The sequence below is a fragment of the Xanthomarina spongicola genome, assembly GCF_003148645.1.
Classification (GTDB): Bacteria; Bacteroidota; Bacteroidia; order Flavobacteriales; family Flavobacteriaceae; genus Xanthomarina; species Xanthomarina spongicola.
In genome coordinates, this window is sequence record NZ_QGGP01000004.1 from 228,329 (window position 1) to 254,392 (window position 26,064).

25 protein-coding genes and 1 pseudogene are annotated in these 26,064 nt (G+C 32.3%); 11 read left to right on the plus strand and 15 right to left on the minus strand.

Going from position 1 to position 26,064, the window contains the following annotated elements:
• The first annotated feature begins 62 nt into the window (after window positions 1-62).
• Complete coding sequence (locus tag LX78_RS09860) at window positions 63-1,037, plus strand: fibronectin type III domain-containing protein (protein WP_109682493.1); 975 nt, start codon at window positions 63-65, stop codon at window positions 1,035-1,037.
• A gap of 70 nt (window positions 1,038-1,107) precedes the next feature.
• Here the strand turns inward: LX78_RS09860 and ftsY are convergent, their stop codons facing one another.
• The 8 genes from ftsY to LX78_RS09900 all read right to left on the minus strand — a co-directional run bounded on the left by ftsY (window position 1,108) and on the right by LX78_RS09900 (window position 6,026).
• Window positions 1,108-2,082 carry a signal recognition particle-docking protein FtsY gene (gene ftsY / locus LX78_RS09865; RefSeq protein WP_109682494.1) on the minus strand — a complete coding sequence of 325 codons (975 nt, stop codon included), beginning with the start codon at window positions 2,080-2,082 and terminating at the stop codon, window positions 1,108-1,110.
• A 143-nt stretch (window positions 2,083-2,225) separates the two neighbouring features.
• Complete coding sequence (locus tag LX78_RS09870) at window positions 2,226-2,378, minus strand: DUF4295 domain-containing protein (RefSeq protein WP_109682495.1); 153 nt, start codon at window positions 2,376-2,378, stop codon at window positions 2,226-2,228.
• Window positions 2,379-2,415: 37 nt separating this feature from the next.
• Window positions 2,416-2,598 carry a 50S ribosomal protein L33 gene (rpmG, locus tag LX78_RS09875; protein ID WP_109307876.1) on the minus strand — a complete coding sequence of 61 codons (183 nt, stop codon included), beginning with the start codon at window positions 2,596-2,598 and terminating at the stop codon, window positions 2,416-2,418.
• A 24-nt stretch (window positions 2,599-2,622) separates the two neighbouring features.
• Window positions 2,623-2,859 (minus strand): 50S ribosomal protein L28, encoded by a 237-nt coding sequence (gene rpmB / locus LX78_RS09880; RefSeq protein ID WP_109682496.1) that lies wholly within the window; start codon window positions 2,857-2,859, stop codon window positions 2,623-2,625.
• A 111-nt stretch (window positions 2,860-2,970) separates the two neighbouring features.
• On the minus strand, window positions 2,971-4,218 hold the full coding sequence (locus LX78_RS09885; RefSeq protein WP_109682497.1) for a competence/damage-inducible protein A: 1,248 nt from the start codon (window positions 4,216-4,218) through the stop codon (window positions 2,971-2,973).
• Entirely contained in the window at window positions 4,218-4,559 is a 342-nt protein-coding gene (locus tag LX78_RS09890; RefSeq protein ID WP_109682498.1) for an Hpt domain-containing protein, read from the minus strand. Before LX78_RS09890 ends, LX78_RS09885 begins: the two co-directional genes overlap by 1 nt.
• Window positions 4,560-5,171, minus strand: coding sequence for a fumarylacetoacetate hydrolase family protein (locus LX78_RS09895; RefSeq protein ID WP_109682499.1), 612 nt, complete (start codon window positions 5,169-5,171; stop codon window positions 4,560-4,562).
• A 78-nt stretch (window positions 5,172-5,249) separates the two neighbouring features.
• Window positions 5,250-6,026 (minus strand): 3'-5' exonuclease, encoded by a 777-nt coding sequence (locus LX78_RS09900; protein WP_109682500.1) that lies wholly within the window; start codon window positions 6,024-6,026, stop codon window positions 5,250-5,252.
• Between the two features lie 141 nt (window positions 6,027-6,167).
• Between LX78_RS09900 and LX78_RS09905 the strand changes: the two genes are divergently transcribed.
• The 3 genes from LX78_RS09905 to LX78_RS09915 all read left to right on the plus strand — a co-directional run bounded on the left by LX78_RS09905 (window position 6,168) and on the right by LX78_RS09915 (window position 8,981).
• Entirely contained in the window at window positions 6,168-7,598 is a 1,431-nt protein-coding gene (locus LX78_RS09905; RefSeq protein ID WP_109682501.1) for a P1 family peptidase, read from the plus strand.
• Between the two features lie 38 nt (window positions 7,599-7,636).
• Window positions 7,637-8,443 (plus strand): alpha/beta hydrolase, encoded by an 807-nt coding sequence (locus tag LX78_RS09910; protein ID WP_109682502.1) that lies wholly within the window; start codon window positions 7,637-7,639, stop codon window positions 8,441-8,443.
• A 109-nt stretch (window positions 8,444-8,552) separates the two neighbouring features.
• On the plus strand, window positions 8,553-8,981 hold the full coding sequence (locus LX78_RS09915) for a hypothetical protein (RefSeq protein WP_109682503.1): 429 nt from the start codon (window positions 8,553-8,555) through the stop codon (window positions 8,979-8,981).
• A gap of 178 nt (window positions 8,982-9,159) precedes the next feature.
• Here LX78_RS09915 and LX78_RS09920 read toward each other — a convergent pair whose 3' ends face one another.
• The 3 genes from LX78_RS09920 to recR form a co-directional block, all read right to left on the minus strand.
• The gene (locus LX78_RS09920) at window positions 9,160-10,518 is read right to left on the minus strand and encodes a dihydrolipoamide acetyltransferase family protein (protein WP_109682504.1); all 1,359 of its coding nucleotides are present in this window, start codon (window positions 10,516-10,518) and stop codon (window positions 9,160-9,162) included.
• A gap of 80 nt (window positions 10,519-10,598) precedes the next feature.
• Window positions 10,599-11,705: a glycosyltransferase family 2 protein gene (locus tag LX78_RS09925; RefSeq protein WP_109682505.1), complete on the minus strand. Its 1,107-nt coding sequence runs from the start codon at window positions 11,703-11,705 to the stop codon at window positions 10,599-10,601.
• Window positions 11,706-11,714: 9 nt separating this feature from the next.
• Window positions 11,715-12,332, minus strand: a complete 618-nt coding sequence (recR, locus tag LX78_RS09930) for a recombination mediator RecR (protein WP_109682506.1) — start codon at window positions 12,330-12,332, stop codon at window positions 11,715-11,717.
• A 135-nt stretch (window positions 12,333-12,467) separates the two neighbouring features.
• On the opposite strand from recR, the gene LX78_RS09935 reads away from it, so the two are divergent.
• Window positions 12,468-13,904: a sodium:solute symporter gene (locus LX78_RS09935; RefSeq protein WP_109682507.1), complete on the plus strand. Its 1,437-nt coding sequence runs from the start codon at window positions 12,468-12,470 to the stop codon at window positions 13,902-13,904.
• On the opposite strand, the gene LX78_RS09940 is transcribed toward LX78_RS09935, so the two are convergent.
• Together LX78_RS09940 and LX78_RS09945 are read right to left on the minus strand one after the other, a co-directional pair.
• A complete protein-coding gene (locus tag LX78_RS09940; protein WP_109682508.1) occupies window positions 13,881-14,243 on the minus strand; it encodes a CoA-binding protein in 363 nt (120 codons plus the stop codon). The genes LX78_RS09935 and LX78_RS09940 overlap by 24 nt on opposite strands.
• A 392-nt stretch (window positions 14,244-14,635) precedes the next feature.
• A complete protein-coding gene (locus LX78_RS09945; protein ID WP_109682509.1) occupies window positions 14,636-15,646 on the minus strand; it encodes a 3-oxoacyl-ACP synthase III family protein in 1,011 nt (336 codons plus the stop codon).
• A gap of 173 nt (window positions 15,647-15,819) precedes the next feature.
• On the opposite strand from LX78_RS09945, the gene LX78_RS09950 reads away from it, so the two are divergent.
• The 5 genes and pseudogenes from LX78_RS09950 to LX78_RS09970 all read left to right on the plus strand — a co-directional run bounded on the left by LX78_RS09950 (window position 15,820) and on the right by LX78_RS09970 (window position 21,017).
• Complete coding sequence (locus LX78_RS09950; RefSeq protein ID WP_109682510.1) at window positions 15,820-18,252, plus strand: alpha/beta hydrolase family protein; 2,433 nt, start codon at window positions 15,820-15,822, stop codon at window positions 18,250-18,252.
• 43 nt (window positions 18,253-18,295) lie between these two features.
• On the plus strand, window positions 18,296-19,171 hold the full coding sequence (locus tag LX78_RS09955) for an AraC family transcriptional regulator (RefSeq protein WP_109682511.1): 876 nt from the start codon (window positions 18,296-18,298) through the stop codon (window positions 19,169-19,171).
• A 267-nt stretch (window positions 19,172-19,438) separates the two neighbouring features.
• Complete coding sequence (locus tag LX78_RS09960) at window positions 19,439-20,152, plus strand: pirin family protein (protein WP_109682573.1); 714 nt, start codon at window positions 19,439-19,441, stop codon at window positions 20,150-20,152.
• Between the two features lie 19 nt (window positions 20,153-20,171).
• Window positions 20,172-20,462: pseudogene (locus tag LX78_RS09965) on the plus strand (GNAT family N-acetyltransferase); the annotation flags it as partial.
• A gap of 33 nt (window positions 20,463-20,495) precedes the next feature.
• A complete protein-coding gene (locus LX78_RS09970; RefSeq protein ID WP_109682513.1) occupies window positions 20,496-21,017 on the plus strand; it encodes a YceI family protein in 522 nt (173 codons plus the stop codon).
• Between the two features lie 154 nt (window positions 21,018-21,171).
• Here the strand turns inward: LX78_RS09970 and LX78_RS09975 are convergent, their stop codons facing one another.
• On the minus strand, window positions 21,172-22,737 hold the full coding sequence (locus LX78_RS09975) for a GMC oxidoreductase (RefSeq protein WP_109682514.1): 1,566 nt from the start codon (window positions 22,735-22,737) through the stop codon (window positions 21,172-21,174).
• A gap of 159 nt (window positions 22,738-22,896) precedes the next feature.
• Here LX78_RS09975 and htpG point away from each other — a divergent pair, with 159 nt between their 5' ends.
• Entirely contained in the window at window positions 22,897-24,780 is a 1,884-nt protein-coding gene (gene htpG / locus LX78_RS09980; RefSeq protein ID WP_109682574.1) for a molecular chaperone HtpG, read from the plus strand.
• An 82-nt stretch (window positions 24,781-24,862) separates the two neighbouring features.
• On the opposite strand, the gene LX78_RS09985 is transcribed toward htpG, so the two are convergent.
• Window positions 24,863-26,056, minus strand: a complete 1,194-nt coding sequence (locus tag LX78_RS09985) for an NADH:flavin oxidoreductase (protein WP_109682515.1) — start codon at window positions 26,054-26,056, stop codon at window positions 24,863-24,865.
• Window positions 26,057-26,064 lie beyond the last annotated feature (8 nt).

Genomic DNA, 26,064 nt, shown 5'->3' on the forward strand with positions numbered 1-26,064 from the left:
TTATCTTCTTTAATTGTCTTACAATTTCTATATTCGCGACCGAAAATTCTTATAAATTCATAATGAAAAAAATTATTTTATTACTCTCAATTGGTTTGCTTGTTTTTAACTGTTCTAGTGATAGTTCAGACGATTCAAACGACTCCAATAATTGCCCAAAACCCAATGGATTAAATGTATACGATTTAACAAATACAACAGCTCAATTTAGCTGGAGCACAAATGTTCAATCGTCTTTATATCAAGCACAGTATGGACCATTTGGTTTTAGTTTAGGTTCTGGAACAACCTTAACTGTTCCTGAACAATATGCTCAAGTAGAAGATTTATTACCACAAACTCAATATGCTTTTTATGCTAGAGTTTTTTGCAATAGCACAAATGACTATAGCAATTGGGCTGGACCTTTTAACTTTGTAACTTTATTAGACAATCCATATTGCAATAATCCATCAGATTTTTCTGAGGGTTTATACCCAGAATCTGTAACTCATAATTCAATAGAATTAAATTGGAGTAACCCTAGTTCTGATGGCTCTCAAATTGAGTATGGATTACAAGGATTTACTTTAGGGAATGGAACCACACAAGTTGAACCTGATTTTTACGATCAACATGCTACAATAGCAGGTTTGAATGCTGAAACTACTTATGATTTTTACTTAAGAAATGTTTGCGATAATGTTGGCTATAGTGCATGGATTGGCCCAGTAAGTGTAACAACAGAAGACGTACCTTTGAATGAAAATTGTTTAGACCCAGAAAACTTTGAATTAAATCAAATATATACTTCTGGAGGTTCAGATTACTTAGTGTTTGTTTGGGATGCTCAAAACGGAGAAAACACATGGCAATTAAGTAAAAGTGCTTTAGGCACGCCTGCTGGTTCTGATGCTATTATAGATACAAGTTACAACCCTGTTCAATTAACAAACCATACAAGTACTGGCGTTGTTTACGATTTCTATGTTCGTGCCAATTGTAGTGTAGATGGTTATAGCGATTGGGTTGGCCCAATTACTGTTACTGGACCATAAATTGTAAATAATCACAAATAAAAAAGCCTTAAGAGTTATTTCTTAAGGCTTTTTATTATAAGTTAGTTTATTACTTAAAAAACGAATCTACAAACTCGTATTTATTGAATACTTGAAGGTCTTCTATACCTTCACCTACTCCAATATATTTAACAGGAATTTGAAACTGATCTGAAATACCAATTACTACACCACCTTTTGCTGTTCCATCTAATTTGGTTACTGCAAGTGAGGTTACTTCTGTTGCTGCTGTAAATTGTTTAGCTTGTTCGAATGCATTTTGTCCTGTAGAACCATCCAATACTAATAATACATCGTGAGGTGCATCTCCTATAACTTTCTGCATGACACGCTTTACTTTAGTAAGCTCGTTCATTAAGTTTACTTTATTGTGCAATCTTCCAGCTGTGTCAATAATAATAACATCGGCATTTTGTGTAACTCCAGATTGTAAAGCATCAAAGGCAACAGAAGCAGGATCGCTTCCCATATCTTGTCTTACCATAGGCACATCTACTCTATCTGCCCAAACCTGTAATTGATCTATTGCTGCAGCTCTAAAGGTATCAGCAGCTCCAAGAACCACATTCAAACCTTGCTTTTTAAACTGATAAGCTAATTTTCCAATAGTTGTTGTTTTACCAACACCATTAACACCAACAACCATTAACACATAAGGCGTCTTTTTGCCTTCGTTATTAGTAGGTAACTTAGGTATGGTGTAATCTGATTCTTCACCAGAATTGGTTTCACTTAATAAGCCAGCAATTTCTTCCCGAAGAATTTTGTTTAACTCGTCTGTACCAAGATATTTATCTTCTTGTACACGAGCTTCAATACGCTTAATTATTTTAAGGGTTGTATTAACGCCAACATCACTAGTTACAAGAATCTCTTCTAGATTGTCTAAAACCTCATCATCTACTTTAGATTTTCCAGCAACAGCTTTGCTTAACTTGTTAAAGAAATTGGTTTTAGATTTTTCTAAACCTTTATCTAGTGTTTCTTTTTTTTCTGAAGAAAATATTTTTTTAAAAAAGCTCATTTGTGATTGTTCAATTACATATTATAAAACAAAAGTCTTGCCTAATTGATTTGGCTGAAGATTTGTCATAACAATTGTAAATATAAAATAAAAGCTGCTTTCTAAAATAGAAAGCAGCTTAAAATATTGTAATACAAAAAGGATTATTGTTTAGATAACCACTCGTTTACTTGATCTGGTGCCATAATTGATTCAACAAACATGTAAGCTCCTGTTTTAGGAGACTTCACCATTTTAATAGCTTTTGTTAATCTTTTAGATCCTGTTTGTAACGATGCAACTGATTTCTTTGCCATGTTTTATGCTTTTTAAAACTTAAATAAAGTTTTCTAGTTATTTAATTTCTTTATGAACAGTCATTTTCTTTAAGATAGGATTGAATTTTTTAATTTCCATTCTATCTGGCGTGTTCTTTTTATTCTTAGTTGTAATATATCTAGAAGTTCCTGGTTGTCCAGACTCTTTATGCTCTGTACATTCTAATATTACTTGTATTCTGTTACCTTTCTTTGCCATTTTCTTAACTTTTAATTGAGGTTATTATTTTAAAAACCCTTTAGTTCTAGCTTCTTTTAATGCAGCAGCAATTCCAATTCTATTAATTGTTTTTAATGCAGCAGTAGAAACTTTTAAAGTTACCCACTTATCTTCTTCTGGAAGATAAAAACGCTTTTTAATAAGATTTACATCAAATTTACGTTTTGTTTTATTCATTGCGTGAGATACGTTGTTTCCAACCATCGCTTTCTTACCAGTAAGTTCACAAACTCTTGACATTTCTTCTAACTTTAAAATTGTTATTTGTTCTGTTTTCTAAAAATCTATCATAGATATTTTAAACAGGCTGCAAATTTAGTAAAACTTTATAATATCAACAAACTAAAATTGTTACTTTTTTAAAATTTCTTTTTGAAGCATTTCAAAAGCTTTATTTACAGCTTTTCGAATCACTTTTTTTCTGTGATTCCCAAGATTAAATTTTTCAGAATAAACGGTGTCTTTTGTAGCTATAGCAATAAAAACAGTTCCTACCTCAGCATTTGAGTCTCCTTTGTCTGGTCCAGCATTTCCTGTAGTAGCTATAGCATAATCTGACTTAAACAAGTCTAAAACATTTTTAGCCATAGCCTCTGCTACTTGAGAACTAACTACAGAATGTGAATTAATAAGCTCTTCTGGAACTTTTAAAACGTCTATTTTAGTTTGTGTTGCATAACTTACAACGCTGCCTTTAAAATATTTTGAAGCGCCTGGGATTTTAGTAAACGATTCAGCAATTTTTCCTCCAGTACAACTTTCGGCTGTTGCTACTGTTTTTCCTAAAAGTGTTAATTGATTTCCTAATATGGCTTCAATAGAATCGTCTGCCTCGAAACCAACAAAAATATCGTGAATTTGAGGTAAAAGCATTTCTATTTGCTTTTGCATTTCTGTTTCAACTAAATCCATATCCATATTTTTTGCAGATAATCGTAGTCTAACTCTACCTAATCCAGGTAAATAAGCCAACTTCATAAAAACAGGCAAATTATCTTCCCATGCTTCAATTCTTTCAGCTAAAGAACTTTCACCTAAACCATAAGTTAATATGGTAGCATGCTTAATAAATGGAAATTTGTATGTTTTACGAAGTTTAGGAATAACAATATTATTCATTAAAGCTTTCATCTCAAAAGGAACACCTGGAAGAGAAATAAATATTTTGCCATTTTCTTCTATCCACATACCTGGAGCGCTTCCGTTAACATTCATCAACACTTGAGCCTTAGAAGGCACTAAAGCTTGATCAATATTTACTTGGGCTAATGGTTGCTTGATGTAATTCTTCCAAAGATGTTGGATATTTTTTAAAACTGCATCACTTTGCACTAAAGTGTCGTTAAAATATTCGGCTAGGGTATTCTTGGTTATATCGTCTTTTGTAGGACCTAAACCTCCTGTAATTATAATGATATCTGCATTCTCTTCAGCTTCTTTTAAAGACTTCAAAATATGACCTCTATCATCTTGAACTGAGGTTATTTGATAAACAGAAACTCCAATATTATTTAAAGCTTTACATATAAAAGCTGAATTGGTGTCTAAAATTTGACCAATAAGAATTTCATCGCCTATGGTTATAATTTCTGCTTGCATTACAGATTAAAGTCTGCTTTTAACTCGCTTGTAGCATTTTCAACTGCAGTAAGAACTATTTGTAATTTTTCGGAGATATCTAGACCTGTTTTCTCAAATTTTCCCCAATCCTGTACTTCTATTAAATCTTGAAGCACACCTAGTTCGAATAGATCTACAGTAGGTTTCATTTTATGTGCTGCTTGATATGCATTATAATAATCGTTTTCTGAAACTGCTACTCTTAATCGTTCTGCATCTTCAGGTACTTCTCCTAAAAAAGCTTCTGCCAAAGCTTTTACAAAATCTTCGTCACCATCTGCTAATTCTCTTACTCTATATAATTTATAATGTTGTTCCATTTATTTTACTGTTATTGAAAACATTTGTCTGTCTTCTATGTATCCTACTAATTTATCGTTTGCAACTACCTTGCCAACTCCTGCTGGTGTTCCTGTAAAGATAATATCTCCAATCTTTAAAGTAAAATATTTTGAGACATATTCTATAAGTTCATCTATTTTCCAAAGCATGTGACTGGTATTTCCTGTTTGTACGACTTGGTTATTTTTTTCTAATGAAAAAGATAAGTTATTTACATCCTCAATACCTTCTTTAGCTATCCAATTTCCTATAACTGCTGCGCCATCAAAGGCTTTGGCTTTTTCCCAAGGCAATCCCTTTTCTTTAAGTTTGGCCTGTAAATCTCTAGCCGTAAAATCGATTCCTAGGCCAATCTCGCTATAATATTTATGAGCAAATTTTTTATCGATATGTTTTCCAACTTTATTAATTTTTACTAAAACTTCTACTTCGTGATGCACATCCTCAGAAAAATCTGGAATAAAAAAGGGCTGCTTCTTTAATAAAATGGCTGTGTCTGGTTTTAAAAACACCACAGGATCTGTTGGTTTTTCATTTTTCAACTCCTTAATATGGTCTGTGTAATTTCTACCAATACAAATAAGCTTCATTGTTGTTTGTTGTTTGTTGTTGAGTTGGACTGTTTCACATTGCTACACATAGATTCACAGAGTTTCGCTGAGTGAAAACTATTCCAATTTATTATTAAAAGATCTTAATTTAATAGATGTCAATACCTTTTTAGTATATAACGGAAAATCGGCATTTAATATCCAACCAAAATATCCAGGTTCATTTTCTAAGACATCTACAACACGTTTTCCTTTATGTTTACCAAATGAAAAACATTCTTCCCCTTCTTTATTATAAATTAAAAATCCTGCAAAATCGGCAAACTTTTTACGAGAACTAAAATCTGCTAAAAACTTAGTATCGTTTTCTAAAGTATCATATTTAGCAACTTGTGCTTTTAACACTTCGTAAGTTGCCAAGGTATCTGCTTCAGCACTATGAGCATCGTCTAAATTTTTATCGCAATAAAATTTATAAGCAGCCACAAGAGTTCTTTGTTCCATTTTATGAAAAATAGTCTGAACATCTACAGACAATCTGTTTTTCATATCAAAATCAATGTCTGCACGAAGCATTTCTTCTGCTAAAAGAGGAATATCGAATCTATTTGAATTAAAACCTCCCAAATCTGAATCCTTAATCAGGTTATGTATCTCTTTAGCTAATTCTTTAAAAGTAGGTTTATCTGCTACATCAGCATCTGAAATCCCATGAATTTTTGTGACTTCGGCAGGAATAGGAATGGTAGGGTTTACCAAACGTGTATAGCGTTCTTCCTTTCCATCTGGATAGACTTTTAGAATGGAAATTTCCACAATTCTATCTTGTGAAATATTAACTCCAGTGGTTTCTAAATCGAAAAAACAGATGGGTTTGGTGAGATTAAGTTGCATGAAATATATTTTGTGCAAAGATACTGAGAATAAATAAAAATGGCCACCTATCAACTAAAACTAATTGACGAAATTTGGCTTTATTAGATAATTAGCCGAACTTCGTTTCAATTACCTGAAAACCAATCAAAACAAATAATCATGAAAAGATATATTTTCACTTTATCTATAATTTTCATTTTTCAAATAACCTATAGCCAAAACCCTAGAGCAAGAGATTTAGGAATTCCTTTTGCAGGAAATACTGGTGAGTTTAATGCTATTACAGATGTTCAAGGTGTTGAAGTTGGCTATAGTACTATCATAGAAGGCGAAGGCAAGAATGTACTTGGCGAAGGTCCAATTAGAACTGGAGTTACAGCTATATTTCCAAGAGGAAAAGCTAAAAAATTTAGTCCTGTTTATGCCAATTGGTACAGTCTAAATGGCAATGGAGAAATGACCGGAACCACTTGGGTGACAGAATCTGGTTTTTTAGAAACTCCAGTTATGATTACTAACACGAATAGTGTTGGCGAAGTAAGGCAAGCTGTATTAAAATGGTTTGTTGACACAGATTGGTATCGTGGTGAAAAATGGTGGTACACTTATCCTGTTGTAGCTGAAACTTATGATGGTTTTCTAAATGATATTTATGGTTTTCACGTGAAGGAAGAGCACGTGATAGAAGCCATAGAAAATACGTCTAGTGGTCAAATAGCTGAAGGCAATGTTGGTGGTGGAACAGGCATGATGTGCTTAGGCTTTAAAGGTGGTACAGGAACGTCTTCTAGAGTGGTACACATTAACGATTCTATGTATACTGTTGGCGTCCTTGTACAGTCCAATTTTGGTGCCAAGAGAAATCTGACTATTGCTGGAGTTCCAGTTGGTATGGAACTCTTGAACATAAAAAGTGAAGAATATAAAGGCGACCCAATATCTAACAGAAAGGAAGGTGATGGCTCTATAATTGTTATTGTTGCAACAGATGCACCTTTACTTCCACATCAATTAAAACGAATTGCGCAACGAATTCCATTAGGTATTGGAAATGTTGGTGGACGTGGAAGCAATGGTTCTGGAGATATCTTTTTAGCCTTTTCAACTGCAAATGAAGGTGCTTTTAGCAGGTCTGAAAACACAACAGTTGAGAGTGTTTCCAACGATATGATTTCTCCACTATTTGAAGCAACAGTTCAAGCAGTTGAAGAAGCCATCATCAATGCCATGGTTGCTGCCGAAACTATGGAAGGTATTCATGGAAATACCAGTTACAGACTTCCACATGATGAAACCATTGAAGTCATGAAGAAGTACAACAGATATCAACCTGAAGTGATTCTAAAAAATAAAGAACTAGAAACATATGCAGGAAAATATGAATTTAGACCTGAAGCTTATGCAACCATATCTCAAGAAGGAGGAAAACTATTTATTCAATTCCCGAAAACTCATAAAGCAGAAATGTCACCTATAAACAATCATACTTTCGAGGTTTTTGACTTTGGAATTCGTATAAGTTTCAATAAGAACACAACTGAACTAACCATTATGGCTAATGGTGAAACTAAAGCCAAGAAAGTTGAATAATAAAAAACACTAGAACAATCACTCTTTAAAATTTAAAAATGAATAAAATAACTTTTTTATTGTTTCTTCTTACTCTAACCTTAAGCTGTAAAAACAATCCACAATATAACGACCCCATTCCAGAACACGACAATTTCACAATAGCATCCAGTCAAGTTGATGAAACTAGAGTAATTAATGTTTGGCTACCTCCTACTTATAAAAATGGTAACGATTCGTTTCCAGTTTTATACATGCCAGATGGTGGCATCAAAGAAGATTTTCCACATATTGCAAATACCCTTGCAAAGCTTATAGAAGAAAAAAGCATTCCACCTTATATTCTTGTTGGTATTGAAAACACGGAAAGAGGAAGAGATCTATCTGGTTTTTCGGAAGTTGAAGCAGATGCACAATACTGTCCACTAACTGATGGTGCCAAGAATTTCCGTGGATTTATAACCGATGAGTTGATGCCCAAAATCAACAACACTTATAGAACAACCAACAAAAAAGGGATAATTGGAGAATCTTTAGCAGGATTGTTTGTTATGGAAACCTTTTTGATAGCGCCTAAAGCTTTTGATTTATATATAGCCATGGATCCATCCCTTTGGTGGAACAATTTCAATTTGGTTAAAGAAGCCAATAACCATTTAGCCGTTTTCCCTTCTGATGAGAAAAAATTATGGTTTGCAGGTTCTGGTGCAGAAGATATTTCCAAACACACACAAAAGCTCGCCAAGATTTTAGAAGCTGAAGCTCCTGAAAATCTGACATGGACCTATCAAGACGAACCTGATGAAAAACACAGTACCATTTTTAGAGCTACTAAAGAAAAAGCTATTATTTGGGCTTTGAATTAAATTGACTTTTAGAAAAAAATGCACGACCTTCGTCTAACAGCTGATTTAAATCATTAAAACGGATTTATATCTTTACATTAGTAGCACATAAAAACACAGAAATATTCAAATGATAATTGGTAAAAAAGTCTTGTTATTATTCACCATTATTACAATTGTAAGTTGTAATTCTTATAAAAATTTTAGTGGAAAGACTTATTATGCTCATAAAGTCAATGAAAAAAAACATTATAAAATTACTTTTAATGAAGACTCAACATATATATATTTTAATGATAAATGTCAAGATAATCATTTCGGAATTTGGAAGTTAGAAAATAAAACTATAATTCTTTTCGATGATGACTTTGAAGGAATGATTTATGATTCCATAACAAAAATCAACAGAAAAGCAGACACTTTTACTCTGAAAAATAAAAATTTACTTTTTATAAATAAAGATACTCTAATTCCAAATAAAAAATTAGATTCAATATTTGATTACTGTGAGAATACTGAAGTATTAGTTAAACTAGGTTGTATGAAACGTTCTGAATAAACCCAATAAATAACAAAATTACGACAAACTTAAAAATCGTTTTAGTTCTCCTCTTCTCATCAGTTAAATTAATAAATACGAAACAAAAGATAATGGATGAAAACAAAAAAAAGCACCATCCTAAAATGGTGCTTTTGTGTTTTTATATAAATGAGATCCTTTTTTTCAAAGGGATTTGTTAGATTTCTCTATTAGAATCCCAAGCTTCTAAATAATCTTTAACAGCTTTAACAAATTGGCCTCCAAGAGCTCCATTTACAACTCTGTGGTCGTAAGAATGCGATAAGAACATTCTGTAACGAATGCCTATAAAATCTCCTTCAGGAGTTTCAACAACTGCAGGCACTTTTCTAATAGCTCCAAGAGCTAAAATCCCAACTTGTGGCTGATTAATAATTGGTGTTCCCATGATGCTACCAAAAGTACCAACATTGGTTACTGTATAAGTTCCACCTTGTATATCGTCTGGTTTCAATTGGTTTAATCTAGCTCTATTTGCTAAATCGTTTACCTTTTTAGTCATTCCAACTAAATTAAGTTGGTCAGCATCTTTAATAACAGGAACAATTAAGTTTCCATCTCCTAAAGCTGCAGCCATACCTAAATTAATATGTTTTTTCTTTACAATAGTATCTCCTTGAAGTGAAATATTCATCATTGGGAAATCGCGTAAGGCTTTTGCAATGGCTTCCATAAAGATTGGTGTAAAGGTTAAGTTTTCTCCTTCACGTTTTGCAAAACCATCTTTTACTTTTTTACGCCAATTCCATATTTTAGTCACATCTGCTTCAATAAAACTCTGTACGTGAGCTGAAGTTTGAACCGACTCAACCATATGATGTGCAATAATTTTGCCCATTCTGGTCATTTCTATTATCTCATCGTCTCCACTTGCAACTACAGGAGTTGGAGCAGGTTTTTCAAGTTTAGCAGGAGTTGCTTGAGACTTCTCGACAGAGCCTGTACTGAGCGAAGTCGAAGTACTAGAAGTGGCAACAGTTTGTTGTGGAGCAGAACCTCTAGACTCTAAATGAGCTAGAATATCATTTTTAGTCACGCGACCATCTTTTCCAGTTCCAGCAAGCGCATCTAATTCAGCTTGAGAAATGCCTTCTTTTTTAGCAATGTTTTTCACTAAAGGCGAATAGAATCTATCTTCCGATGAACTTACAGCAGTCACAGTTTCTTTAGCAGTTTCAACCGTTTGCGCTACTTGAGCTACAGCAGCCTGTTCTGCAACTGGAGCTTGTTGTGCTGGTTCTGCTTTTGGTGTTGCAGCTTCAACTGAGCCTTCACCTTCAGTTTCTATAACAGCAATAACTTGTCCTACTTGAACTACATCGTCCACGTTGAATAATTTTTCAACTAAAACGCCAGTAACTTCACTAGGCACTTCGCTATCAACTTTATCTGTTGCAATTTCAAGAACTGCTTCGTCTGCTTCAATAGTTTCACCAACTTCTTTTAACCAAGAAGTGATGGTTGCTTCAGCAACACTTTCACCCATTTTAGGGAGTTTTAATTCAAATTTTGCCATATCTGTAATGGAAAGGTGTTTTTTTAAATTATGACTGCAAAATTAATGAAAAATCATTGAATCTATTACAGTTTATTCAATTAATTATTTTTTATATGAATGACTTCGCCTCTACTTTTAGAACTATTACTACCCAAAATAAATTTAGAATTTTTGAGTAAAAATTTAAAAGTACTTGATGCTTTTTTATTATTATTAGAGACAATTTCTATAGACTTTTTAAAGCCTAAAAAATGCGTATCTAAAATATATTCGAATTTTGGAATATACTTACTAACTGAATTTTGAACTACCATTTTCTTGTTCAAAGTGTTTTGTATTCCTTGGTTTATTTCATTTGAAATAAATACATACTCCTTAACACTATTCGAATATGCTTCGCCTTTTGGGAAAAAAAGCGAGACTATTTTAATACCAAACCAAATTAATACATTAAATAGCCAATTGGCTTTAAAATGCTTTTCAAAAAACAATTGCATCGAACTATTAAATCGTTTGGCGTAGGTTTCATCTTTTAAGGTGCTTTCTCCTTTAAAATGAATAACTGATGTTTCTGGATTGTAATAATTTTGGTAACCAGCTTTCAATATTTTATAAGATAAATCTAAATCTTCTCCATACATAAAATAGTCTTCATCAAAACCACCAACTTCTAGATATACATTTCTTTTCATTATCATAAAAGCTCCAACAAGTATCGCTACCTTACCAATACTATTTTCGTTTACTTGTGAAGCATAGTAAGGTTTTGTATAACCTAAAACTTTTTTAATAGAAACAACAGGTGTTGGTATATTACGCTTACTTTCTGGCAGAAATTGTCCTTTACCATCTATTAATCTACAACCTAAAATTCCTAAATCTGATTTGGTTTCAGCAAATTTCAATAAAATCTCGAAGGTATCTTCAGCAACTATTGTGTCTGGATTTAATATGCACAAATAGTCTCCTTGAGCTTGCCTTACTCCAATATTATTACCTTTTGAAAAACCGTCGTTAGACTTATTTTCAATGAGTTTAATTTTTGGGAATAGTTGTTTTACCATTTGGCAACTATCGTCTGGGGAATTATTATCCACTACAATAATTTCGGCATCAATATTGGTTATAGCTGCTTCGACACTTCTTAGACAAAGCTCTAAAAAATGACGTACATTATAATTTAATATGATGATTGATAGTTTCAAACGTATATATTAAGATTTTAATGAAGCTTCGAAAGGAATTCGATTAATAATACTTCTCCCAAGGGTAATTTCGTCTGTATACTCCAATTCGTTTCCAACTGAAATCCCTCTTGCAATGGTAGAAGTTGTAACATTATAATCTTGGATTTGTCGATATATATAAAAATTAGTGGTATCTCCTTCCATGGTGGAACCCAAAGCAAAAATTAGTTCCTTAACGATTCCTTGTTTTACTTTTTCTACTAAAGGTTGAATATTTAATTCGTTAGGACCAATGCCATCCATAGGTGAAATTTTTCCTCCTAAAACATGATATAATCCTTTAAATGAGCTTGTGTTTTCGATTGCCATAACATCGCGAATATCTTCTACTACACATATAATTTCTTTAGTTCTATGTGGATTAGCACAAATTTCGCAAACCTCTTTATCGCTAATATTATTACAACTTTTACAGAATTTAATATCTAACCTCATAGACTCTAAAGCTTTAGCTAACTGCACAGTCTGATCTTCAGGCTGTCTTAATAAATGCAACATTAAACGCAAGGCTGTGCGCTTACCAATTCCTGGTAATTGCGACATTTCATTGACTGCTTTTTCTAAAAGTTTAGACGAAAATTCCATAGCTGCGAATTTACTATTTAGCCACAAATTACACTAATTTTCAGTAATTCTTTTTATTTATAGATGCTTCCCATACAAAAATTTGGAATTTGCCATATAATACGTGTAATTTGAACACTTGAAACCATTTTATTTATGAATGCTACTCAAATTATTCTTTTAATAGCTGCCTATTTTGGAGTATTAATTTTAATTTCTTATTTCACTGGGAAGAAGTCTGGAAACGATGCTTTTTTTAAAGGAAATAAACAATCTCCTTGGTTTGTAGTTGCTTTTGGAATGATTGGAGCTTCACTTTCTGGAGTCACTTTCATTTCGGTTCCTGGTTGGATTGAAGCTTCGCAGTTTAGTTATATGCAAGTGGTTTTAGGTTACATTGTAGGCTATTTAGTTATTGGAACTGTTTTACTTCCTTTGTACTATAAGCTTAATTTAACCTCAATTTACACCTATTTAGATGAACGCTTTGGTAATTATTCCTATAAAACTGGAGCGTCTTTTTTCTTATTATCAAGAGTTGTAGGCGCCAGTTTTAGACTATTTTTAGTAGCTAACGTTCTTCAGGTTATTCTTTTTGACGATATTGGTATTGCCTTTTGGCAAACTGTTATCATTACGGTTTTATTAATTTGGCTGTATACCTTTAAATCTGGCATAAAAACCATTGTTTGGACAGATACCTTACAAACGCTCTTTATGCTTATTGCAGTTGGTGTTGCCATTTATTTTGTGAGTGATGAATTAGGTTTGACAGGTGGAAATATCTTAGGCTTTGTTTTAGATAATGAGATGTCTAAAACCTTTTTCTTCGACGATTTTAAATCCAGTAATTACTTTTGGAAACAGTTTATTTCTGGTGCTTTTATTGCTATTGTTATGACAGGTTTAGACCAAGACATGATGCAAAAGAACCTAACCTGCAAAACACTAAAAGATGCACAAAAAAATATGTTTTGGTTTACTATTGTTCTTACTGTAGTTAACTTTATCTTTTTATGTTTAGGACTACTTTTAACTGTTTATGCACAACAAAATGGGATTGATGCACATAAAGATGATTTGTTTCCAATATTAGCAAAAAATCATTTAGGTATTGGTGTGTTTGTATTCTTTCTAATCGGATTAATTGCAGCAGCTTACAGTAGTGCAGATAGTGCCTTAACTGCATTAACAACCTCTTTTAGTATTGATATTTTAGATATTGAAAAGAAACTTGACGAAAAAGCGCAAATAGCTAAAAGAAAGCAGATTCATATTTTGTTCTCTTTAATATTGATTCTGGTAATTATCTCATTCAAATACCTAATTAAAGATGAAAGTGTTATTGCTAAACTTTTTGTTTTTGCAGGTTATACGTATGGACCTTTACTAGGTCTTTATGCTTTTGGTTTGTTTACTAAATGGCAAGTAAAAGACAAGTTAGTTCCAGTAATTGCAATTCTTTCGCCTGTTCTATCTTATATAATAAGTGTGAACAGTTCAAAATGGTTTGGTTTTGAATTTGGGTTCTTTATCTTAATATTGAATGGGTTCTTAACTTTCTTAGGGCTAGTATTGATTCGTAGAAAGTAAGACTATGGTACAAGCCACTTCAAAATCGATATTATTTTCTTTTAAAAGATTATAAAAATCAGGGTTTTCTGTTCCTGGATTAAAAATAACACGTTTTGGATTTAAAGATATTATATAGTTATAATAAGCCTCTTGCCTCTTAGGATTTAAATATAAGGTTACTGTATCAATATCTTCATAAGGCATTAAGCTTGTATCAATTTTTACATTATTAATAGTGCCTTCTTTCATACCAAAAGCAACTACTTCATGACCAGAATTAATCAATCTATTTACTGCCATATTTGAGTACCTATCAGGCTTTAAAGAGGCTCCAAACACTAAAGTTTTCTTATCCATTTGTTAAATCGTTGTTAAGCAATGTTAAAAAGAGTAACAGTTATCAAAAATAGGCGTCTATTTATTAAACACAAAATTTGGCATCTTAAAATACAATATATTTAATAGTCAACATAATAGTTGATGGTTAGTGTTAAGTCTGGCTATTAAATTGAAAAAACCCGAAGCTAATGCTTCGGGTTTTTAATTACAATTTGTTAAATGATAGTTAAAAACGTTAAGAGATGAAATAAAAACAGCTTTTCTACGTCTATATAATAAGTGATAAGTTTTTAAGTAATCAAACTATAAAAAAACTTTTTATGGTTAGTGTTAGTTAAAATTGGTTAATAGTTGGAAAGCCTCGAAACAGACTTGTTTCGAGGCTTTTTTTTATTTTATTTATTATGTATTTACCACTTAATAATAACAGATCCCCAAGTAAATCCACTACCAAAAGCAGCAAGAACAACGGTATCTCCTCCCTTTATTTTTCCTTCTTCCCATGCTTCAGTTAAAGCAATTGGAATTGAAGCTGCAGTTGTATTACCATATTTTTGGATATTATTAAAAACTTGGTCGTCTGTAAGTTTAAATTTTTTCTGAATAAATTGCGCTATTCTCAAATTTGCCTGATGCGGAACAAGCATGTCAATATCATCAACATTCAAATTGTTTTTTTGTAACCCTTCATTGATAACTTCACTAAAACGAACCACAGCATTTTTAAATACAAACTGGCCATTCATATAAGGGAAATAACTATCATCATCAGGATTATTATCAGCAAGAATATCATTAATCCAACGTTTTCCCATTCCTGGAGCAATAAGCACTAATTCTTCTGCATGTTCTCCTTGCGAATGTAAGTGTGTAGATAAAATTCCTTTACTAGTATCTTCTTCTCTGGTTAAAACTGCAGCACCTGCTCCATCTCCAAAAATTACCGAAACACCTCTGCCTCTATCTGTTTTATCTAGACCATGCGAATGTAATTCACTCCCAATAACTAGTACATTTTTATACATACCAGTTTTAATAAAATTATCTGCTACAGAAATGGCATAAATGAAACCTGAACATTGGTTTCTAACATCTAAAGCACCAACGGTTTTAATATCAAGAGCATGTTGCACCTGTACTCCTGGTCCAGGAAAATACATGTCTGGACTTAAAGTTGCAAACACTATAAAATCGATATCGTCTTTATCTATTCTAGAACGTTCTATTGCAATTTTAGCTGCTTTAACTCCCATTACTGAAGTAGTATCTCCAGAGCCTGGTTTAACCCATCGTCTTTCTTGTATTCCTGTACGCTCTTGAATCCATGCATCATTGGTATCCATCATTTTAGATAGATCATCATTCGTTACAACATTATCAGGAACATAATATCCTAATCCAATAATTTTCGAGTTATACATAAATCATTTTTTTATATGTTCAAAACAGTGTTGCAATTTAATCATTATATATAGTATTCTTATAATATTTAAATTTAAATATGAATTTCATAATAGGTCTACTATTTTAACATCCTTTTAATAATTTAAAGCATTAGATTTAGTAGCTTTAAAAACCAAAAATATATAACCATATGAAATCATTATTATTAAACATTGTATTGTTTTTTTCTCTCATTTCTTTTGGACAGGAAAATTTAACCTATCAAAAACCTCATCAAAATATTCTAGAATTAGCTGAAGCTCCAATGGCTCCAAGCATAAGAATAGATAGTAAAGGAAATAACATTGTATTTCTTTATAGAAGTAATTTTAAATCTATTGATGAACTTTCTGAAACAGAAATGCGTTTGGGTGGATTACGTATCAATCCTGTAACTAATATTGGTAGTAGAACTAGATATTATACAGATATTACTGTTAGAATAGGTCAAGATGGAAACACACAAAAAGTAACCGGATTACCTGAAAAGAAACGTTTTGCAAATTTCTCATGGTCGCCAAATCAAGAATATATGGCTTTCACTAATACAGTAAATTCTGGAGTAGAGCTTTGGGTTTTAGATATTAATAATGCTAAGGCAACTAAAATTAGTAAGGCAAATTTGAATGCTAATATGGGAAATCCCGTTACTTGGTTTAAAGACAGTAAATCTCTTTTAGTGAGTACGCTTCCAGCTAACAGAAACCCTTTAATAGATACAAAAGAAGCGATACCAACTGGACCAACAATTTCAATAAGTGAAGCTGGTGTTGAAGCCCAAAACAGAACCTATCAAGATTTACTTAAAAACAAAAACGATGAGTATAATTTTGAATTATTAGCTCAAGCAGAATTACATAAAATTACTTTAGATGGTGTTTCAACTTTATGGAAAAAAACCGATATGTATCGAGATATCTCGTTTTCACCAGATGGAAATTATATAATGGTTACTACTATTAACAGACCATTTTCTTATTTAGTGCCTTACTACAGATTTCCTTCTACAACAACAATATATAAAGCTAATGGCGATTTTGTAAATACATTTCTAGAAGTCCCATTAATAGAAGATTTACCAAAAGGTTTTATGGCTGAAAGAAAAGGGAAAAGAGATGTTACCTGGCGAAATGATAAGCCTTCAACATTGGTTTGGGCAGAAGCTTTAGATGGTGGAGATCCAGAAAATGAAGTCCCTTTTAGAGATGAAGTGTTTCAACAAGATGCACCTTTTACTGGAAAAGTAACCTCGCTTCTAAAAACAAAAGATCGATATAGGTATATACAATGGGGAAATGATAATACAGCCTTGGCTTACGATTACTGGTGGAATACCAGAAACACAAGAACCTATTTGTTTAACCCTTCAGATAATAGTCAAGAACCAAAAGTTGTATTCGATAGAAACTATCAAGATGTGTATAGCAATCCTGGAAGTTTTGTGTACACAAAAAACGATTTCGACGAATATATTTTGGACTTAGATAATAATAACGCCTTTCTAATTGGAGATGGTTATAGCGACGCTGGAAAGTTTCCATTTGTAGATGAAATTAATCTAGAAACTTTAGAAACAAACAGATTGTATCAATCTGGATTAACAGATAAAGTTGAAGATATTTCAATGGCATTAAATGCAAAACAAGGTGAGTTTATTGTAAAAATAGAGTCTAAAAATGAATATCCAAACTATTACATTAGAAACATTAAAAAACGCATTGGATTAATTTCTTTAACACAATTTGAAAACCCTTTTATGAGTATTCAAAATGTTAAAAAGGAAGTGATTAAATACAAACGTGCAGATGGATTGGAATTAACAGGAACGCTTTATTTACCTACAGATTATGAAGCAGGTAAAAAATACCCAATGGTTATGTGGGCTTATCCTGAAGAATTTAAAGATAAAAGTAGCGCTGGGCAAAACACTAAAAATTCTAATGAGTTTACCTATCCTTGGTATGGTTCACCAATTTACTGGGTAACCAGAGGCTATGTAGTTTTAGACGATGCATCTTTCCCTATTGTTGGTGAAGGAGACGAAGAACCTAATGATACGTTTATTGTGCAATTAGTTGCCAATGCAAAAGCAGCTATTGATGCAGTTGATGACTTAGGTTATATTGATAGAAATAAAGTGGCTGTTGGTGGACATAGTTATGGTGCGTTTATGACAGCTAATTTATTATCTCACTCTAACTTATTTGCAGCTGGTATTGCTAGAAGTGGTGCTTATAATAGAACACTAACTCCTTTTGGTTTCCAGAGTGAAGAACGTAATTATTGGGAAGCTCCTGAGATTTATTATAATATGTCTCCTTTTATGCATTGTGACACCATGAAAACTCCTTTACTTTTAATTCATGGTGAAGCAGATAATAATTCTGGAACCTACCCATTACAAAGTGAACGTTACTTTAATGCCTTAAAAGGATTAGGTGCTCCAGTTAGATTAGTTATGCTGCCAAAAGAAAGTCATGGTTATGTAGCTGAAGAATCTATATTACATATGCTTTGGGAACAAGATACATGGCTGGAAAACAATGTGAAAAACACACCTGAAACTGAAGTTAAAACTGATTAATAAAGTTACTAAATTTCACGGAAGCAGTTTTAGTTATTTAATAATGAACATTGTAAAAACATATCAAAAAGTAAATTCTGAAAACGAAAACATGAGTTTTGGGATATCTAAAATGGAAGATATTTACAAAAAACGAAATGGAAAGGTTGATGAACCACACAGACATAATTACTATACAGTATTAATTATAAATAAAGCAAAAGGCCAACATAAGATAGACTTTAACGCTTATGGCTTATCAAACAAACAAGTTTTCTTTGTTGCTCCTGGACAAGTACACCAAGTTATAGAAACAGAAAAATCTTTGGGATATGCCATGACTTTTTCCAATCAGTTTTTAGTTGAAAATTCTATTCCATTATCGTTTATTGATAGTTTGAATCTCTTTCAAAATTATGGACAAAGCCCACCTTTAGAGCCAAATAATGAACAATTTGTTACCATAGAAAATTTTGCAGATAATATTTTTAGGCTATTCTACAGTAATAAAACAATGAAACTTTTATCTATTGGTTCCTATTTAAAACTCTTGCTGATAGAATGTAATAATATTTGTTCTATTAATCCTATCGAATTGGATGTAGACTCTTCTGGAGACAACCTAATTCGGACTTTTAAAAATGCCGTAAATAACAACTATAAAAAAGAACACTCTACCACCTTTTATGCCAATGAGCTATTTATTACACCAGACCATTTAAACAGAACCTTTAAAGCCAAAATTGGTAAAACTGCAAAAGACTATATTCAAGCAAGAATTATAACTGAAGCGAAAAGACTACTTTATTTCACGGATTTAAGCAATAAAGAAATTGCCTATGAGTTAGGCTTCAATGAGCCAGCCAATTTTAGTGCATTTTTCAAAAAACACACACAATTATCCCCTTCAAATTTCAAGCTACATGAGATAAGGTCCTAGTTTCTAGATAAATGTCGGATTTTCATACGTTTACCCCTTTTTTTCATATTCCACAGTCTTCACATTGGTAATATCTTTGTATCATACTTTAAAGCAAAGCATATGAACCGTAAGAAATTTATTAAAAATGCCCTTTTAACAGGTGTTGTTAGTGCTATCGCTCCACAAATACTTAAAGCAAACAATAACAAATCTATAAATTCTACTTACGACACCTTGATGCAACAAGTAGGATTTAATCATATACCAAATAAAAATATACATACTATGAATACAGTAATTCACAAAGCAGAAACAAGAGGACAAGCAAATCACGGTTGGTTAAATTCACACCACACCTTTAGCTTCGCTAATTATTACAATCCAGAAAGAATGAATTTTGGTGTACTACGTGTCTTAAATGATGATATTGTAGCAGCAGGAATGGGATTTGGAACGCATCCACATGACAATATGGAAATAATCTCTATTCCCTTAGAAGGCGATTTAGAACATAAAGACAGTATGGGTAATGTGGCAGTTATTAGAGAAGGAGATGTACAGGTTTTAAGTGCAGGAACTGGAATAACACATTCGGAATACAATAAAAATAAAGACAAAGAAGTGAAGTTTCTTCAGATTTGGGTATTCCCTAAAGAGAAAAATGTCACGCCACGTTATGACCAAATTTCTATTAGAGATATTGTAAAAACCAATGAATTTTACCAAGTGCTTTCGCCTAATAAAGATGATCAAGGTGTTTGGATCAATCAAGACGCTTGGTTTCATATTGGAAATTTCACAAAAGGAAACTCAGATGAATACAAAATCAAAAGAGAAGGAAATGGCGTTTATGCTTTTATTCTTGAAGGTGACGTTGAAATCAATAATGAAAAACTTTCCAAAAGAGATGGCATGGGGATTTGGGATACAGACTCCATTTATGTAAAAGCTACAGAAAATGCACGTGTCCTTTTAATGGAAGTGCCAATGACAAGATAATTATAACAATTTTAATAAATACAACATGGAACTAATCATAAAAGAACAAGAAAACAAAGGCTTTGCAATGGCTAGGGAAGATAACAAAAGAGCTGGATTAATGACCTATTCCATTGCAAGAAAAAATCATATTATTATCGATCATACAGAAGTTGATCCTGAGTTTAAAGGCAAAAATGTTGGGAAACAACTGCTCTACAAAATTGTAGAAATGGCAAGAGAAAAAAACATCAAAATCACACCATTATGTCCTTATGCTAATGCACAGTTTAAAAAACTAACAGACATTCAAGACGTATTAAAAAAATAATAAATTAAATATTAACAATTAAAAACTATAAAGATGAGTAACAAAACAAATTGGTCAATCGACAACGCACATTCAGAAATTGCTTTTAAAGTAAAGCATATGATGATTTCAACAGTAACAGGTCATTTCGAAGATTTTAAAGCAACTGCAAAAACAGATGGTGATAATTTCGACAATGTCGAGTTTGCTTTTAGTGCAAAAACAGCCTCTATAAATACCAAAAACAAAGACAGAGATACACATTTAAAATCGGATGATTTTTTCAATTCTGAAAAATTCCCTGAAATGACATTTGTTTCTAAATCGTTTGATGGCGACAAACTAATTGGAGATTTAACTATTAGAGACGTAACCAAAGAAATTACATTAGATGCTGAATTAAATGGTGTAGCTGTAGATCCTTACGGACAAACAAAAGCAGGTTTTGAAATTAGAGGAGAAGTTAACAGAAAAGACTTCAATTTAACTTGGAATGCGGTAACAGAAGCAGGTAGCATTGTAGTTTCAGACAAAGTAAAATTAGTAGTTGATGTACAATTTACAAAACAGTCTTAAACTAAAAAATACAATTAATAGCACATCTAAAAAGGCAATTTTTAAAGCTTCAAAAGAAGTTTTAAAAATGAACCAATAGATTAAATAAAAGAGGTAGCATAATTCGCTACCTCTTTTTCTGTTTTATAAACTTATGAAGATGACTGCTTAATTCTTATTTTTTATTTCCAACATGACTCATAGCATGTTCTGAAATGGCTGTAATAGATAAAGAGGGATTTACTCCAGGATTTGCAGAAATCATGGAACCATCGCAAACCATCATGTTCTTATAACCAAACACCATGTTATATTTATCAATAACTCCTTTTGATGCATTTTCAGCCATAACAGCTCCACCTAAAATGTGTGCTGTGGTTGGAGTTCCTAACAAAGCATCTGTAAAATTGGCATAGGGAATTCCGTTTACTTTATTGGCAACCTGTTTACCTAATTCCATAGCTTCAGGAATAAAGGCACTTGGTTTTGGTCCAGATTCTTTAACGGTTTTCATTTTGGTAAACTTGCCTAATTTAATTTGTAGCGTACTATCTAAAGTTTGCATAAATAATAAGATAGTTGTTCGTTGTGCATAATTTTTTGAAAAGATGGTTTTAAAAAATCTAGAAGGCTTTTTAAAAAACAATCCGATGATTCCTAACAAACGAAAAATCATAAATTTATTATGAATGGTTGGCATAGTCAAAGCTTTTGAGAAACTAGAACCTTCGCCATAACGTACAGGTTCTAAATGACTATTTTCATCTGTATGCAAAATAGAACCAATAGCAATACCTTTGGAATAATCCTTCGGATTTTTATCTGTGGAAGTCACCAATAACAAGGATTCATTATTGGTTCGGATGTTTTTTCCAACAGCATCAGATAGGCTTGGTAAGGAAGATTTTTTTAGTTTTAACAACAACGGAACCGTTCCCATAACACCTCCAGAAAAAATAACTCCTTTTGCTGTAACACTTGCTTTTGATTTTTTACCTATACTAGACTTATACTCTATTTTATAACCATCTGAACCATCCTCATTTCCTAATACTGACACATTATAAACTTCTTTTTCAGCTAAAATTTCAGTACCAAGCTGTTGTGCTAAATGCAAATAATTTTTATCCAACGTGTTTTTGGCATTATATCTACAACCTGTCATGCAAGCACCACAAAAGACACAACCAGTCCTATCTGGACCTTTTCCGTTGAAATAAGGATCAGCTACTTTTTTACCAGCTTCTCCAAAATATACAGCGACTTTGGTAGCTTCAAAATGAGCTTCTTTCCCAATGTCTTTTGCTAGGTCTTTAATCAGTAAATCCGATTCATACAATTTAGGATTCGTGTCTGCTCCTAACATGGTGTAAGCAGTATCATAAAATGGTTTTAGTTGCCTTTCCCAATCATTTAATTGTGCCCAACTTCCAGTCTTAAAAAACTCTTTTTTAGGTATAGGTAACGTATTGGCATAAGTTAAAGAACCTCCTCCAACTCCTACGCCTGAAAGCACTGTCACATGATTTAGAAAGGTCATTTTAAAAATGCCATTTAGCTTTGCTTTTGGTTCCCAAAGCCATTTCTTTAAATTCCAGTTTGTTTTTGGAAAGTCCTTATCTTGAAACCATTTCCCTTTTTCAATAACCAAAACTTTATAGCCTTTTTCCGAAAGTCTTAATGCACTAACAGATCCTCCAAAACCACTTCCAATAATCACATAATCGTATTCTAACGCCACACTAATTTTATTGTTTATGTATCAGGTTTAAATATACAATATAGACTAATAGTTCCTTAAAATATTTTCGTGTCAGTTTGTCACATTTTCATGCTTGGCATTTTTGTTGTCTTATTGAAATCATTAGAAATAAACATATTATTAATAAAATTATACATTATGACAAAAGGAAATATTAATGTTTCGGTAGAAAATATCTTTCCATTAATTAAAAAATTCCTCTATAGCGATCACGAAATCTTTTTACGTGAGTTAATAAGTAACGCTACAGATGCTACATTAAAACTGAAACACCTTACAAATATTGGTGATGCAAAAGTGGAATATGGTAATCCACAAATAGAAGTGAAAATTGATAAGAAAGGTAAAAAACTTCATATTATCGATCAAGGTTTAGGAATGACTTCTGAAGAAGTTGAAAAGTATATCAATCAAATTGCTTTTTCTGGAGCTGAAGAGTTTTTAGATAAATATAAAGATTCTGGTAAAGATTCTGGAATTATTGGTCATTTTGGTCTTGGTTTCTATTCAGCTTTTATGGTTGCTGAAAAAGTAGAAATTATTACCAAATCTTTTAAAGATGAACCAGCTGCACATTGGACTTGCGATGGTAGCCCAGAATTTACGCTTGAACCTCATGATAAAACTGAAAGAGGAACAGAAATTATTCTTCATATAGCTGAAGATTCTACAGAATTTTTAGAAGAAGCTCGTATTAACGACTTGCTTACTAAGTATAACAAGTTTATGCCTATTCCAATTAAATTTGGAACAAAGGAAGTAAATGTGGCATTACCTGAAGATGCTCCAGAAGATGCCAAACCAGAGAAAAAAACAGTAGATAACATTATTAACAATCCAAATCCTGCATGGACAAAACAACCAGCAGATTTAGAAGATGAAAACTATAAAAGTTTCTACAGAGAGTTGTATCCAATGCAATTCGAAGAGCCTTTATTTCACATTCATTTAAATGTAGATTATCCGTTTAACTTAACTGGAATCTTGTATTTCCCTAAGATGACAAATGATTTAAACATTCAGAAGGATAAAATACAATTATACCAAAATCAGGTTTTTGTAACAGATAATGTTGAAGGTATTGTACCAGAATTCTTAACCATGTTACGTGGTGTTATTGATTCTCCAGACATTCCATTAAACGTGTCTCGTTCTTACTTACAAGCAGATGGAGCTGTTAAAAAGATTTCATCATATATTACAAGAAAAGTTGCCGATAAATTAAAATCGTTATTTAATGAAAACCGAGAAGATTTTGAAGCTAAATGGAACGACATTAAAATAGTCATTGAATATGGAATGCTTTCTGAAGATAAATTCTTTGAAAAAGCTGATGCTTTTGCTTTGTATCCTACTGTAGATGGAACTCATTATACATACGAAGAGCTTTTCAATAAAATAAAAGCAAATCAAACCGATAAAGACGGTAAATTAGTGATTCTTTATGCTTCAAACGAAGATGCACAACACAGTTATATTGAAGCTGCTAAAACTAAAGGTTACGAAGTGTTATTATTAGATTCTCCAATTGTGAGTCATTTAATGCAAAAACTGGAATCTACTAAAGAAAATATTACGTTTACTCGTGTAGATGCAGATCATGTGGATAATTTAATTAAGAAAGAAGATACTAAGATTTCTAAATTAACTGAAGAGCAAAAAACAGAATTAGAAACACTTTTAAAAGAAGTGATTCCTGCTGAAAAATTCTCGGTTCAATTAGAAACTATGGATAGTGAATCTACACCATTTATGATTACGCAACCTGAGTTTATGCGTAGAATGAAAGAAATGCAACAAACTGGTGGTGGCATGTTTGGAATGGGTAATATGCCAGACATGTACAACTTAGTTGTAAACACAAATTCTGAATTAGTTAGCGACATTCTTGCTACCAAAACTAAAAAGAAACAAGAACGTTTAATAAACCAAAGTTTAGACTTAGCCAGATTGTCTCAAGGACTTTTAAAGGGTGAAGAACTTACCAATTTTATTAAGCGTAGTTACGAAATGATAAAATAGTTTTATTAAATAAGACTTATATAAAAAAACCACCTTTTAAGAAGGTGGTTTTTTTGTTTTATTCAAAAACGGTTATGCAAAATTAATCCAGATAATTTCCTGTAATATTAGAAACGCAATAAACGCCTCCTCCATCCATAGCGGCAACACAACGGTTGCATGTATCACATATATTTAGGTTATTTGACTTATTTGTTAAATTGTTTACAAAATTATTATCGTGAATTAAAGCACGACCAATTTGTACAAAATCAAAACCGGAATCGAGTGCTTGAGCTACATCTTCAGGAGTTTTAATGCCTCCAATATATATAACAGGAATGTTTACTGTATCATTTATTTTTTTAGCGTCTTCTAAATGGAAGAGTTTGGTATATGTATATTCCTGAACCATCAGTTTCCCAAATAAAGCTAAACTTAATTTCATAATCCAACTAGTTTGGTTCGCTACCATTTCGAAAATGGGCAATCTACCTCGAAGCATTAAAAAAGGTGTTCTTGAAGTAAACCCACTACTTGGAATAAGTCCACTTACACCAACTGTTTCGAGTACTTTAGCTATGTCTATAGCTTCATTTGTTTCTAAACCTCCTTTAATACCATCGTAAAGATTCATTTTAACAAGAATAGGAAAATCTGCTCCTACTTTCTTTCTAATGCCTTTAATAATTTCAACAAGAAAACGCAATCTATTTTCTAAGCTACCACCAAATTCATCTTTACGCTTATTAGTGTAAGGAGACAAAAACTGACTTAATAAATAACCATGTCCTGCATGGATTTCTACAGCATCAAAACCAGCTTCAATAGCCATAGAGGTTGCATTTACAAAATCGTCAATTTTTGTTAAAATATCTGCAGCATTCATAGCTTTAGCAAAAGACATTCTAAATAAATTAAATTTTGGCGAAGCGCCTAAAGGTCTTTTACCAATAACCTTTTTACTTGCAAAATAACCACAATGTCCAAGTTGAATAGATGCATATGCTCCTTCTTCATGCACTTTAGATGTTAACTTTTTTAAATCTGGAATAAGTTCTTTTCGCATCCACATTTCGTGATCATAGGCACGACCATCGTGACTTACAGAACAATATGCTACAGTAGTCATAGCTGTTCCACCAGCTGCCATTTTTCTATGATGTTCAATGAGGTCTGGTGTAACACCACCATTTTGAGACATTCCTTCAAAACAACCAGCTTTAATAATCCTGTTTTTCAACTTAAGTTGACCAAGACTCCTTGAAGATAATATGCTATTGGTTTCTGTATTCATTTAACTCT